General features: G+C 69.9%; 12 protein-coding genes. 10 read left to right on the top strand and 2 right to left on the bottom strand.

Annotated features, from left to right (window positions below; all coding sequences use genetic code 11):
• Nucleotides 1–26: 26 nt before the first annotated feature.
• A complete protein-coding gene (locus tag ACFWHU_RS22115) occupies nucleotides 27–455 on the bottom strand; it encodes a metallopeptidase family protein (RefSeq protein WP_385797084.1) in 429 nt (142 codons plus the stop codon).
• 272 nt (nucleotides 456–727) lie between these two features.
• Between ACFWHU_RS22115 and ACFWHU_RS22110 the strand changes: the two genes are divergently transcribed.
• The 9 genes from ACFWHU_RS22110 (at nucleotide 728) to ACFWHU_RS22070 (ending at nucleotide 11113) form a co-directional block, all read left to right on the top strand.
• A complete protein-coding gene (locus tag ACFWHU_RS22110; RefSeq protein ID WP_385797081.1) occupies nucleotides 728–1156 on the top strand; it encodes a DUF3499 domain-containing protein in 429 nt (142 codons plus the stop codon).
• 165 nt (nucleotides 1157–1321) lie between these two features.
• Entirely contained in the window at nucleotides 1322–2938 is a 1617-nt protein-coding gene (locus tag ACFWHU_RS22105) for an L-lactate permease (RefSeq protein WP_385797079.1), read from the top strand.
• Between the two features lie 90 nt (nucleotides 2939–3028).
• Nucleotides 3029–4393, top strand: a complete 1365-nt coding sequence (locus ACFWHU_RS22100) for a phosphomannomutase/phosphoglucomutase (RefSeq protein WP_387226571.1) — start codon at nucleotides 3029–3031, stop codon at nucleotides 4391–4393.
• 296 nt (nucleotides 4394–4689) lie between these two features.
• Complete coding sequence (locus ACFWHU_RS22095) at nucleotides 4690–4872, top strand: Trm112 family protein (RefSeq protein WP_078077031.1); 183 nt, start codon at nucleotides 4690–4692, stop codon at nucleotides 4870–4872.
• Between the two features lie 71 nt (nucleotides 4873–4943).
• A complete protein-coding gene (locus ACFWHU_RS22090; RefSeq protein ID WP_385797074.1) occupies nucleotides 4944–6080 on the top strand; it encodes an SIS domain-containing protein in 1137 nt (378 codons plus the stop codon).
• 92 nt (nucleotides 6081–6172) lie between these two features.
• Nucleotides 6173–7342: a mannose-6-phosphate isomerase, class I gene (gene manA / locus ACFWHU_RS22085; RefSeq protein WP_385797071.1), complete on the top strand. Its 1170-nt coding sequence runs from the start codon at nucleotides 6173–6175 to the stop codon at nucleotides 7340–7342.
• A gap of 98 nt (nucleotides 7343–7440) precedes the next feature.
• Nucleotides 7441–8445 carry a cation diffusion facilitator family transporter gene (locus ACFWHU_RS22080; protein WP_385797069.1) on the top strand — a complete coding sequence of 335 codons (1005 nt, stop codon included), beginning with the start codon at nucleotides 7441–7443 and terminating at the stop codon, nucleotides 8443–8445.
• A gap of 399 nt (nucleotides 8446–8844) precedes the next feature.
• Nucleotides 8845–10302: an adenosylhomocysteinase gene (ahcY, locus tag ACFWHU_RS22075; RefSeq protein ID WP_385797066.1), complete on the top strand. Its 1458-nt coding sequence runs from the start codon at nucleotides 8845–8847 to the stop codon at nucleotides 10300–10302.
• A gap of 196 nt (nucleotides 10303–10498) precedes the next feature.
• On the top strand, nucleotides 10499–11113 hold the full coding sequence (locus tag ACFWHU_RS22070; protein ID WP_385797065.1) for a hypothetical protein: 615 nt from the start codon (nucleotides 10499–10501) through the stop codon (nucleotides 11111–11113).
• A gap of 31 nt (nucleotides 11114–11144) precedes the next feature.
• On the opposite strand, the gene ACFWHU_RS22065 is transcribed toward ACFWHU_RS22070, so the two are convergent.
• Nucleotides 11145–12104, bottom strand: coding sequence for an RDD family protein (locus ACFWHU_RS22065; protein WP_387226567.1), 960 nt, complete (start codon nucleotides 12102–12104; stop codon nucleotides 11145–11147).
• 118 nt (nucleotides 12105–12222) lie between these two features.
• Between ACFWHU_RS22065 and ACFWHU_RS22060 the strand changes: the two genes are divergently transcribed.
• Complete coding sequence (locus ACFWHU_RS22060) at nucleotides 12223–13230, top strand: stage II sporulation protein M (RefSeq protein WP_387226564.1); 1008 nt, start codon at nucleotides 12223–12225, stop codon at nucleotides 13228–13230.
• Nucleotides 13231–13653: the final 423 nt, after the last annotated feature.

Below are 13653 nucleotides of genomic sequence, written 5' to 3'. Positions count from 1 at the left end.
GGGCGGGACCGCGGGGGCCCTCGCGGTCAGTCCTGGCCGTACCGCGGATCGACGGATTCCGGCGCGAGCCCCAGCAGTTCGGCGACCTGCTCGACCACCACCTCGTGGACGAGCATGGCGCGCTCCTCGCGGTTCTTCGTACGGATCTCGACGGGCCGCCGGTAGACGACGATGCGCGCGGGACGGTCCTTGCCCTCGGGGACCGACCGGCCGAGCGGTACCGAGTCGTCCTCGATGCCGGGGACGTCGATGACGAGGAAATCGATCTCCGCCAGCTGGGGCCAGCGCCGCTCCAACCGCTCCACGGAGTCCCGTACGAGATCACGGAACGAATCCGAGCGGCTCGCCGAGATCGGGACCTGCGGCGGGGCGACGGGCCCGCGCATCCCGCGTCCGTGGCGGTCACGGCGGCGCGGTCTCGGCTCGGTCGGGTTCGGCGGTACGGGACTGTCCATCACTGACGCAGGGTAGCTCTCATGGGGACGCCGCGACGGCCCGCCGATGGGCCGCCGGACGGCATGTCGCAAATTGAGCATTCCGGCCAAGCTTGGGCTCGTTTCGCTATGTCGGCCGGATCGTGGCGCTCGCCTTCAATGACGTGATTTGCCCCAAGTGGCGACCGAATCACTGACGGTCATTGCCCGGTCACTCTTCCTCCCGTGCAGGTCAGGGCAGTTGTGCGGGTGTCGAGCAGGGTGAATCCCGTGTCACGACACGGTGGAGTGACGTGAGGGCGAGTCGTCGCGGCCCGCTCAAGAGTGCGGTACCGTCCAACATCGTGAGCCCTGTACGTCGCTGTTCGCGCACCGCGTGCGGCCGTTCCGCTGTCGCGACACTGACGTACGTCTATGCCGATTCGACCGCGGTCCTCGGCCCGCTCGCCACGCATGCCGAGCCCCACTGCTATGACCTGTGCGCCGAACACAGCGAGAGACTGACCGCTCCGCGCGGGTGGGAGGTCGTCCGGCTCACGGACGGCTCGGCACCGGCCCGGCCCAGCGGTGACGATCTCGAAGCTCTGGCGAACGCCGTACGTGAGGCGGCGCGCCCTCCGGAGAGAGCGGCCGGACCCGGCGTGAACGGGCCGCGCGGGGCGGACCAGGCGGAGGCCGGGCGCCGCGGGCATCTTCGGGTGCTGCGTTCCCCCGATTCCTGACCCCCCGGTCACCTCCGGTCGATCTTCCGCCGCACCGTCGCCTCCATCTCCGGCTTTCGGTGACGGATCCTGCACGGGCCATTGACCTTGCTTGTCGTGGACACGATCATGCCTCCCAGCCGTGAGAGATCACTTTCCGCATCGCGGAATACGGAGGCCCCCGTCGTGTTCGAACAGCAATTGGAACCTGTCGCCGATTCACTCGGCGTGTCCGCCCTCGTCGCCGCGCTTCCCCTGGTCACCGTGCTGGTGTTGCTCGGCGCCGTCCGTATGAAGGCTCATCGCGCCGGACTGACAGGTCTGGCCGTCGCCGTTCTGGTCGGCTGGCTGGCCTTCGGAATGCCGATCGGCCAGACCCTCTCCGCAGGCGCGCAGGGCGTCGTCTTCGGCCTCTTCCCGATCATGTGGATCGTCGTCAACGCCCTCTGGGTGTACCGGATGACGGTCCGTACCCAGCACTTCGACATCCTGCGCCGCTCGTTCGGGCGATTCTCCGACGACCCGCGCATCCAGGCACTCGTCGTCGCCTTCTGTTTCGGCGCGCTCCTCGAAGCGCTCGCCGGCTTCGGCGCACCCGTCGCCATCTCGGCGGTGATGCTCGTGGCGCTCGGCTTCGACCCCGTCAAGGCGGCCGTCGTCGCCCTCGTGGCCAACACCGCGCCCGTGGCCTTCGGCGCGATGGGTACGCCGGTGGTGACCCTGGCACAGGTGACCGGGCTGCCGCTGGACACCGTCGCCTCCGTCGTCGGCCGCCAGACGCCGCTGCTGGCCGTTGTCGTCCCCCTGGTGCTCGTCGGCCTCGTCGACGGCAAGCGCGGCCTGCGCGAGACCTGGGCGCCCGCCCTGGCGTGCGGACTCGCCTTCGGTGTCGCGCAGTTCGTCGCCGCCAACTTCGTCTCCGCCCAACTCGCCGACATCGGGGCCGCGCTGGTGGGTGCCGCGGCGCTGCTCGCCGTCCCGAGCGCGCGCAAGCCGGCCGACGAGGCGGTGCGAACCTCCGTACTGAAGGGCGCGCGCAGCGAGGATCTCGACGTCGAGGACGACCGCCGCGAAATCGTCCGCGCCTACGCGCCGTACGGCCTGATCGTCGTGATCTTCTCCCTCGCGCAGATCCCGCCGATCAAGGACCTGCTGGCCAGGGCGACCCAGTCCTTCGACTGGCCGTTCCTCGACGTCGCCGACTCCGAGGGGAAGCCGGTCGGGGCCAACGTCTTCTCGCTGCCGCTCATTTCGACCGGCGGCACACTCGTCCTGGTCGCGGGCTTCCTGACGGCCGTGGTGATCGGTCTCAAGGCGAAGGACGCGCTCAAGGAGTGGGCGGCCACGGTGCACGAACTGCGCTACGCCATCCTCACCGTCGTGTCGGTGCTCGCCCTCGCTTACGTCATGAACCTCTCCGGACAGGCGGCCACCATCGGCCACTTCGTCGCGGCGGCGGGCGCGGGGCTGGCGTTCCTCTCGCCCGTACTGGGCTGGTTCGGCGTCGCCGTCACGGGCTCCGACACCTCGGCCAACGCCCTCTTCGGGGCGCTCCAGGTCACGGCGGCGCGTGAATCCGGGCTGTCGCCCGAGCTGTTGGCGGCGGCGAACAGCTCCGGCGGAGTGCTCGGCAAGATGATCTCCCCGCAGAATCTGACCATCGCGTGCGCGGCGGTCGGTCTCGCGGGCAAGGAAGGGGACCTCCTGAGGAAGGTCCTGCCATGGAGCCTCGGACTGCTGTTGGTGATGTGCCTGATCGTGGTGGGGCAGAGCACCTTCGTACTGGGGTGGATGCTGCCGTAGGCGCGCCGCGGCCGGCCCGGGGCCGCGGCTTCGGGACCCCTTCCGAGGGCGGGTAGTTTGTGATGACTGTCCGCAGAGACCTCAGGAGGGGTGGCCGTGGCCGACTTGGGCCAGATCGTGAAGGCGTACGACGTACGTGGCGTGTATCCGGACCAGCTCGACGACCGGCTCGTCGAGCTCTTCGGGGCGGCCTTCGTGGAAGTCACGGGCGCCACGGCGATCGTCGTCGGTCACGACATGCGGCCCTCCTCGCCCCATCTGTCGGCGAGCTTCGCCAAGGGCGCCGTCCGGCGCGGGGCGCACGCCACGCTGATCGGGCTCTGCTCGACGGACCAGCTCTACTACGCCAGCGGGGCACTGGACCTGCCGGGCGCGATGTTCACCGCTTCGCACAATCCCGCGCGGTACAACGGCATCAAGATGTGTCGCGCGGGCGCGGCGCCGGTGGGGCAGGACACCGGCCTGGCGGAGATCCGCGCGCTGGTCGAGAGGTGGCTCGCCGACGGGCCCCCGGAGCCGGCCACGGAGCAGGGAACGATCACGCAGCGTGACACGTTGACGGATTACGCCGCACACCTGCTGTCCCTGGTCGAGCTCTCGGAGATCCGCCCGCTGAAAGTCGTGGTCGACGCGGGGAACGGCATGGGGGGCCACACCGTCCCCACGGTCTTCGCGGGGCTGCCCGTCGACCTGGTCCCGATGTACTTCGAGCTGGACGGCACGTTCCCCAACCACGAGGCCAACCCGCTCGATCCGCGGAACATCGTGGACCTCCAGGCCCGTGTGCTCTCCGAAGGCGCCGACCTGGGCCTGGCGTTCGACGGTGACGCGGACCGCTGCTTCGTCGTCGACGAGCGGGGGAGGGGCGTGTCACCGTCGGCGATCACGGCCCTGGTCGCCGAGCGTGAACTCGCCAAGCACCCCGGCGGCACGGTGATCCACAACCTCATCACCTCCTGGTCGGTCCCCGAGGTCGTCAGGGAACAGGGCGGCACCCCGGTCCGTACGCGCGTCGGCCACTCCTTCATCAAGGCGGAGATGGCCCGCACCGGCGCGATCTTCGGCGGCGAGCACTCGGCGCACTACTACTTCCGCGAGTTCTGGAACGCGGACACGGGCATGCTCGCCGCGCTCCACGTCCTGGCCGCGCTCGGCGAACAGGACGGCCCGCTGTCCGAACTCGTCGCCTCCTACGACCGGTACGCCGGGTCGGGCGAGATCAACTCCACGGTGGACGACCAGACGGCCCGCGTGGCCGCCGTACGGAAAGCCTTCACCGACCGCGAGGGTGTCACGACCGACGAACTCGACGGTCTGACGGTGACCACCGCCGACTGGTGGTTCAACCTCCGCGCCTCCAACACGGAACCGCTGCTGCGCCTCAACGTGGAGGCCCGCGACGAGCCGACGATGGCCAAGATCAGGGACGAGGCCCTGGCCCTGATCCGATCCTGACTCCGGGTCGGCTCCCGGCCGGCTCCAAGCCGGCTCGGGGCTGAATCCGGCCTGTCCGGCGGTCAAGGACAGACCGTTCTCCGCCCGCGCCGACGGCGGTCGCGGGCCCGGGGTCCGGGGGTCCGGGGCGCGCCCGCTTTCGTTGGGGAGCGGCAGGGAGAAGCGCCGCTTGTCCTGCCCGCCCCACCCCAACCCCACCCCCGGTACGAGCCCGGCCCCACCCTCCGGCGGTAGGCTGACGTGGCCCAATCCGCACCACTCCGTACGCCTCAGCTCGTTCGAAGGGACACCACCACATGCCGCTCGAAGCCGGCCTTCTGGAGATCCTCGCCTGCCCGGCCTGCCACGCGCCGCTCAGCGACCGCACCGAAGCCGACACGCCCGAGCTGATCTGCACCGGCGCGGACTGCGGCCTGGCCTACCCGGTCCGGGACGACATCCCCGTACTCCTCGTGGACGAGGCCCGCCGCCCCGCCTGACGGAACCCCGCCGCCACAGGCCCGTGCCCACGCGCCGTCCACGGCGCCCGGCGATCGGAGACACACCTCCCATGCTCGACGAGTCCTTGCTCGACGCGCCGGACGCGCTGGCTCGAGCCGACCACCGTGGGCTCCTCCTCGGCGCCGCCGAGGCCGGGGCACGTGTACGCACCGCCATCCGGCACGCCGCCGAGGCGGGCATCGGACAGCTCAACCCCGAGGGCCGCCCCCGCGCCGTGCTGTTCGCCGGCTCCGGCACCGCCGCACTCGGCGTCGCCGACCTGCTCGGCGCGCTCGCCGGTGCCGCCGCCCCCGTCACCCTGCTGCGCCCCACCGGCGTGGCACCCGCCGCGGGCGCCCTGCGCTGGGCGCTCCCCGGCTGGGCCGGCTCCGTCGACCTGCTCCTGATCGCCACCACCGACGGCGGCGAACCGGGCCTCGCCCTCCTCGCCGAGCAGGCGTACCGCCGCGGCTGCACCGTCGTCGCCGTCGCCCCGCACCCGTCCCCCCTCAGCGAGGCCGTCGGCGGTAGGCACGGACTCGCCGTGCCCATGGCGCCCACACCCCAGGAGCAGTACGAGGAGATCCAGGCGGCGAGCCCGGGAGCGCTCTGGGCGCTGTTCACCCCACTCCTCTCGCTACTCGACCGTGTCGGGCTGCTCACCGCGTCGGCCGAGACCCTTCAGCTCGTCGCCGACCGTCTCGACAGCGCGGCCGAACGCTGCGGCCCGGCCATCGCCACGTACAGCAACCCGGCCAAGACCCTCGCCGCCGAACTGGCCGACAACCTCCCGCTGATCTGGACGGAAGGCACGGTCGCCGCCCCCGCCGGGCGCCGCTTCGCAGCCGTACTGGCCGAGTTGTCCGGCCGCCCCGCGCTCGCGGCCGAGCTCCCCGGCGCCCTGCCCGCACACGGCCTCCTCCTGGGCGGCGACTTCGCCGGTGGCGCCGCCGACCCCGACGACTTCTTCCGCGACCGCGTCGAGGAGCCCCAGCCGCTGCGCGCCCGAGTCGTGCTGCTCCGCGACCGCCCCGTCGGCGGACTGACCGCGGCGCCCGCCGCCCGCGAACTCGCCATCAGCCACGAGACGGCCATCAGCGAGCTGGAGCCGCAGGAAGGCACCGAACTCGAAGCCCTCGCGGAACTCGTCGCCGTCACCGACTTCGCGGCCGTCTATCTCGCCCTGGCCTCGGGCAACCGCGAATGAGCCCGACCGGCCTGTCCGGCCGCCCCTCGCGCTGAACGCACCTCACGCACCCCGCACCCCGCACGCTCACGTCACGGAACAAGGAAGCACCCATGGACCGCCTCTCCAACACCGTGCGCCCCTACGCCTGGGGATCCACGACCGCCATCCCGGAACTGCTCGGCACCGCCCCGACCGGCGAGCCCCAGGCCGAGATGTGGATGGGCGCCCACCCGGGGGCCCCGTCCCGTGTCAACCGCACCACCACCCCCGTCGACCACCCGCTCTCCGACCTCATCGCAGCCGCCCCCGAGGCGGAACTCGGCGCCCCCACCGTCAAGAAATTCGGTCCACGTCTCCCCTTCCTCCTCAAGATCCTTGCCGCCGGCGCCCCCCTCTCCCTTCAGGTCCATCCCAACCTCGCCCAGGCGAAGGAGGGTTACGCGGCGGAGGAGCGCCAGGGCGTCCCCATCGACGCGCCGCACCGCAACTACAAGGACGCCAACCACAAGCCCGAGCTGATCTGCGCCCTCACCCCCTTCGACGGCCTGTGCGGCTTCCGAGCGCCCGCCGAGACCGCCGAACTCCTCGCCGGACTCGACGTCGACTCGCTCAAGCCCTACGTGGACCTCCTGCGCGCACACCCCGAGGAAGCCGCGCTGCGCGAGGTCCTCACCGCCGTGCTGACCGCCGACCCCGACGAGATGTCACACACAGTGCATTCCTCCGCCGAAGCCGCCGCACGCCTCGGCGGCGAGTACTCGCCATACGTGTCGATCGCGCACCACTACCCCGGCGACCCGGGCGTCATCGCGGCCATGCTGCTCAACCACGTACAACTCCAGCCCGGCGAAGCCCTCTTCCTGGGCGCCGGCGTCCCGCACGCCTATCTGCGGGGGCTGGGCGTCGAGATCATGGCCAACTCGGACAACGTCCTGCGCTGCGGCCTCACCCCCAAACACGTCGACGTACCGGAACTGCTCCGCATCGTGCGGTTCGAGTCGGCCGAGCCCGCCGTGCTCCGCCCCGAGGCGTCGGCATCGGGCGAGGAGCTGTACGAGACCCCGATCGACGAATTCCGGCTGTCCACCTACGGGTTGGCACCGGGCGCCGAGCCCCGGGAACTCACCGCCGACACCCCACAGATCCTGCTCTGCACGGCGGGCACACCGCGCGCCAACGAAATCGACCTGACTCCTGGCGATTCGGTCTTCGTCCCCGCGGGCGAGAAGACCGAACTGACCGGTACGGGAAGGGTCTTCAGGGCCACCGTCATCGCCTGAACCGGAGCTTCCCGCACGGTCCGCCTCGGCGGCTGCAACAATGTGCCGCCGTACCGCGGCGCCAGGGCCGCAGACCGATGAAGGGATCCACCGCACCCATGAGCGCGTCAGGCGGAACCAAGGCGATCGTGGCGGCGCTCGTCGCCAACCTAGCGATCGCAGTAGCCAAGTTCGTGGCGTTCCTCTTCAGTGGTTCGTCGTCGATGCTCGCCGAGAGCGTGCACTCGCTCGCCGACTCCGGCAATCAGGGGCTGCTGCTCCTCGGCGGCAAGAAGGCGAAGCGCGAAGCGACCCCGGAACACCCCTTCGGCTACGGCCGTGAGCGCTACATCTACGCGTTCCTCGTCTCCATCGTGCTCTTCTCCGTCGGTGGCATGTTCGCCATCTACGAGGGCTACGAGAAGATCAAGCACCCGCACGAGATCGAGGCCTGGTACTGGCCGGTCGGCGTCCTGGTGTTCGCGATCATCGCCGAGTCGTTCTCCTTCCGCACGGCCATCGTCGAGTCCAACCAGACGCGCGGCAAGCGCTCGTGGAAAGAGTTCATCCGGCACTCCAAGGCCCCCGAGCTCCCGGTCGTCCTGCTGGAGGACCTCGGCGCGCTCGTCGGTCTGATCCTCGCGCTCCTCGGTGTGAGCCTGGCACTCGCCACGGGCAACGGCGTCTGGGACGGCATCGGCACGCTCTGCATCGGCATCCTGCTGATCGTGATCGCGCTGGTCCTGGCGGCCGAGACGAAGTCCCTGCTGCTCGGTGAGTCCGCCGGCCGGGAAGACGTGGAGAAGATCAAGGCCGCGATCGTCGACGGCGACGTCGTCACCGGCATCATCCACATGCGTACGCTCCACCTCGGCCCCGAGGAGCTGCTGGTGGCAGCCAAGATCGCGGTCGAGCACGACGACACGGCGGCCGAGGTCGCCCAGGCGATCAACGCTGCCGAGGGCCGGATCCGTGAGGCGGTCCCGATCGCCCGCGTGATCTACCTGGAGCCGGACATCTTCAGCGCCGCCGCGGCCGCGGCGGGCACCAACCCGGCCAAGTCGCCGGGCGTCACGGAGGCCGAGCCGGCTCCCGACTCGGGTCCCGACAAGGACGACCACTGATCAGCTGCTCGCATCCGTAAGGAGGCCCCGGCGCATCTCGCGCCGGGGCCTCCTTACGGAGATGAGTCCGGTACGGCCGGCCCCCAGCCGTTCCCGGAAAGATCAACCATGAGAACGTACGGCAAAAAGCCCGTTAGGCCCGAGTTGGGACGCCTTCGGAGTCCGTCGCCGACCGGTTCCCGGCCCAGGCGCCCTTTAGGGCGCTGGGCCGATCGGTGTAGATTCGTCACCAGAGCCAGACGTCGCTGCTGATGGCGGTCGGGCGGTCTGCGGCGCGGACCGGCCGAGGGAGAGAGGGCCTCCGACGGACTGCGTTGCGTACGTCCGGGCATTCGTATGCCCGCCCGCCGCAGAGTCAGCCGTACCCACCCTCGACCCCTTTACGAGGAGCAGCTCGCTATGACCACTGTCGCCAACCGACAGGACTTCAAGGTCGCCGATCTCTCGCTTGCCGACTTCGGCCGCAAGGAGATCACCCTCGCCGAGCACGAGATGCCCGGCCTGATGTCGATCCGCAAGGAGTACGCCGAGGCGCAGCCCCTCGCCGGCTCCCGCATCACCGGCTCCCTGCACATGACCGTGCAGACCGCCGTCCTCATCGAGACGCTGGCCGCGCTCGGCGCCGACGTCCGCTGGGCCTCCTGCAACATCTTCTCCACGCAGGACCACGCCGCCGCCGCGGTGGCCGTCGGTCCGAACGGCACTCCGGACGACCCGCAGGGCGTCCCGGTCTTCGCCTGGAAGGGCGAGACGCTCGAAGAGTACTGGTGGTGCACGGAGCAGGCCCTGACCTGGCCCAACGCCTCCACCGGCGGCCCGAACATGATCCTGGACGACGGTGGCGACGCCACCCTCCTCGTCCACAAGGGCGTCGAGTTCGAGAAGGCCGGCGCGGCCCCGGACCCGGCCACGGCGGACAGCGAGGAGTACAGCTACATCCTCCGTCTGCTCAACCGCACCCTCACCGAGAACCCGCAGAAGTGGACGCTCCTGGCGTCCGAGATCCGCGGCGTCACCGAAGAGACCACGACCGGTGTCCACCGTCTCTACGAGATGCACCGCGACGGCACGCTCCTCTTCCCGGCGATCAACGTCAACGACGCCGTGACCAAGTCGAAGTTCGACAACAAGTACGGCTGCCGCCACTCCCTGATCGACGGCATCAACCGTGCCACCGACGTGCTGATCGGCGGCAAGGTCGCCGTCGTCTTCGGCTACGGCGACGTGGGCAAGGGCTGCGCGGAGTCCCTGCGCGGCCAGGGCGCCCGCGTGATCATCACCGAGATCGACCCGATCTGCGCGCTCCAGGCGGCGATGGACGGCTTCCAGGTCTCCACGCTGGACGACGTCGTCGGCATCGCCGACATCTTCGTCACCACGACGGGCAACAAGGACATCATCATGGCCGCGGACATGGCCAAGATGAAGCACCAGGCGATCGTCGGGAACATCGGCCACTTCGACAACGAGATCGACATGGCCGGCCTCGCGAAGATCCCCGGCATCGTCAAGGACGAGGTCAAGCCGCAGGTCCACACCTGGAAGTTCCCCGACGGCAAGACGCTGATCGTCCTGTCCGAGGGCCGCCTGCTGAACCTCGGCAACGCGACCGGCCACCCCTCCTTCGTGATGTCGAACTCGTTCGCGGACCAGACCCTGGCCCAGATCGAGCTCTTCACCAAGCCCGAGGAGTACCCGACCGACGTCTACGTGCTGCCCAAGCACCTCGACGAGAAGGTCGCCCGCCTCCACCTCGACGCGCTCGGAGTGAAGCTCACGACGCTCCGCCCCGAGCAGGCCGCGTACATCGGCGTGGAGGTCGAAGGCCCGTTCAAGCCCGACCACTACCGCTACTGATCCACAGGCACCGCCGCTGACACCAGCGGTACGGGCAGGCCCCCACACCCCCGTGTTGGGGGCCTGCCCCGGTCTCTGGCTCCTGATCCCCACCGGCTTCCGGTCCAGTCGGGTCCAGGCGGTCTGTGTGTACGCGGACGGCGCTCCCGTGCGCTCTCACGGCACGGGCTCCGAGGACACCGAAGGACTCCCGCACATGCCCCGTGGCCGCTACTCACTCCACGACCCGCACGACCACACCCCCCTCGGCGAAGAACACTTCCACTGCGCACCGGGCCCCTCGGGCTGGCGTTACGTCTCCCAGATCACCGCTCCGTCCGGCGAGCACTCCGGCTCCGTCGACCTCACCCTCGACGAGCTCGGTCGTCCCATCCGTCTCGAACTGCACGCCGCGAGCTGGCGGGTGCGTGCCGCCGCACTCGAAGGCGTCACCTGGGTCCGTACCGACCCCACCGGCACCGAAGCCACCGAAGGCAATGTCCCCGCCCACGCCTTCACCGGCGCTTCCCCCGCGTTCCTCGTCGCGATCACCCGCCTCCTGCGCCTCACTCCCGCTTCCCCCGCGACCCGCGTCCGCCTCGTGGCGTTCACGGATCCTGTTCTCGCCCCCCGAACTGTCGACCAGTCCTGGGCGCTACTGAGAAGTGAAGCGCATGCCACTGACAATGGCCCCCTGACCGTGGACGAGTACCAGGTCAGCGCCCTGGACACCGGTGAGCAGCACAGCGTCCACATCAGCGGCGACGTGGTGCTCGCGGCGCCGGGCATCGAGCTCGAAGACCTCGAATCCCCGCCGTCGGCTCCGTCCTGACACCGAGGCGGGCCGCCCGAGCGACAAGCCCTTAGACAGGTGGCGCGAACCCGGATGCCGGGGGATCGGCCGGACCGCGCTCACGAGTTGACGCCACCTCAGCCACCTCAGTCGCGTCGTGCCGTACGTCGTGCGGTCGCACGGCCTGCGGCTGCGCGTCCCGCTGCTGGACGTACCCCGGTTGTGCGACCTCCGAACGGTGAGTACGCGGTGGCCGGGCGGGCGGCCCGCCGACGGGAGCGGCCGCGCCGAAGGCCCGCCGCGCGTCCCGTGCCTGCCGTTCGTTCACCACGGCCGCCAGATACGCAGCCGGCGGCACGCCGTGCGGCAACGGCACACCCGTACGCGCCGCGAGATCACTTGCCAGCCGCTCCGACATCGACCAGCCGACGCCGGGGTCGAGTTGCCGCATCCGAGTCAGGTACTGCCGTACGGCCAGCCACAGGTCGTCGGGCACCGACGACAGATCCAACTCGGAGAAGCGGCCGACGAGCCACGGCGGAGGAGGCGGCGCGGCAGGAGCCCGATCCGCCGGCACCCGCTCGCGTACGACCAGCGTCCCCGCGAACAGGTCCCCGACCCGACGCCCTCGCGCCGACACCAGCGAAGCGATGGACGCGATGACGCCGAACGACATCAGCAGTTCCACCACACCGATCGCCCCACGCACGAGCGCGTGACGGAACCGGATGGGCCCGCCGTCGTCACGCACCACCCGCAGCCCACAGGCCAGCTTCCCCAACGAACGCCCGTGGCTGAGGGTTTCCACCGCGATCGGCACACCCACCGGTATCAACAGGAAACTCGCGACCGCCAGCGCCGCCACCGCTGCCGTGTCCAGCGAATCCGTCGCGATGGCGAGCACGATCGAGACGACGATGTACGCGGCCCAGACCACCACCAGGTCGATGACGACGGCCAACGCCCGGCTCGGCAGCTTCGCGGGGCGCAGCCCCAGTACGACCGCGTCGCCCGTCACAAGCTCATTCACCGGTGCCACCCTTCGCCGACCTTCTCTGCCCCCGGACCGCTCAGTCTGCCAAGCTGGCCTGCAACGTGCCGCAGTAGTACGGACCGTACGCACCCAGTGCCTGGAGCAGCAGCCGACCATGGATCTCGACGTCTTCGTGACGGCCCACCGACCCGAGTGGGACCGCCTGGACTTTCTCCTGCGCCGCGGACGTCACCTCACGGGTGCGGAGGCGGACGAACTCGTCGCCCTCTACCAACGCACAGCCACTCATCTCTCCCTGATCCAGTCCAGTGCCCCGGACCCCATGCTCATCGGGCGCCTGACCCAGCTGGTCGCGCGGGCACGCTCGGTGGTCACCGGCACCCGCCGCGCCGGCTGGCGAGATGCCGCGCGCTTCCTCTATGCCGGTTTCCCCGCCGCCGTGTACCGCTCCCGGCACTGGTGGATACCCACCGCGCTGCTCTCGGTGCTCGTCGCCGCGCTGATCGGCTGGTGGATATCGGCGCACCCCGAGGTCCAGTCGGCGATCGCGGCGCCCGAGGACCTCCGTCGGATGACCCGGCCCGGCGGTGAGTACGAGACCTACTACTCAAGCCACCCGGCGGCGTCCTTCGCGGCGCAGGTATGGACGAACAATGCCCAGGCGGCCGCCATGTGCCTCGTCCTCGGCGCCTTCCTCTGCTTCCCGGTGATCTGGATCCTCTTCCTGAACATGCTCAACCTCGGCGTAGGCATCGGCCTGATGTCGTCGGCCGGCCGTCTGGACACGTTCCTCGGCCTCGTCCTGCCCCACGGTCTGCTCGAACTCACAGCCGTGTTCGTCGCTGCGGGTACGGGCCTCCGCCTCGGCTGGACCTTGATCGACCCCGGTCCCTACACGCGTCGGACAGCGCTCGCCCAGCAGGGACGGGCGGCCGTGGGCATGGCCATCGGTCTCGCCCTGATCCTCTTCGTCTCGGGCCTGATCGAAGGCTTCGTCACCCCCTCCGGCCTGCCCACATGGGCACGCATCGCCATCGGTGTCGTGTCGGAAGCGGCCTTCCTGGCGTACGTGTACGTACTCGGCGGCCGAGCGGCCCGCGCGGGCGAGACGGGCGACGTGGAGAGCGCCGACCAGAGCGCCCAACTGCCCACGGCAGCCTGATGTGCGTCACGCGCCGCTGACCTGTTAGTCTCCTCTCCGCCCCACAAAGATCGCTGCCGATCATTGACATGGTCTGCGTGGGGAGGTAGATTTGAACGGTTGCCTCGAGGATGGACATGCTCGAGCGTGGCGTGCTTGTCTACTCGGCTCTGAGTGGGAATCGAATTTCCGCAGGGCCTTCCGATACATCATCCGAATCGAAGCGGCCGATTTAGTTCGGCCCGGATGTTTCTGATAATGTCTGGCTCAGCCGAAAGGCAAAGGGCCACTCCGAAGGCCATTGGAACTCTTAATCGAGAACCGCTTCTCCATGAGAAGCGAGACACGAAAAGGTTCTGATAGAGTCGGAAACGCAAGACAGCAAGACCGAAGGGAAAGCCCGGAGGGACCCGGAGACGGGACCGAAGGAAGCGTCCGTTCCTT

It is taken from the genome of Streptomyces sp. NPDC060366, from assembly GCF_042725135.1.
Taxonomy (GTDB): domain Bacteria; phylum Actinomycetota; class Actinomycetes; order Streptomycetales; family Streptomycetaceae; genus Streptomyces.
This window is presented reverse-complemented; position numbering and strand designations above follow the sequence as displayed.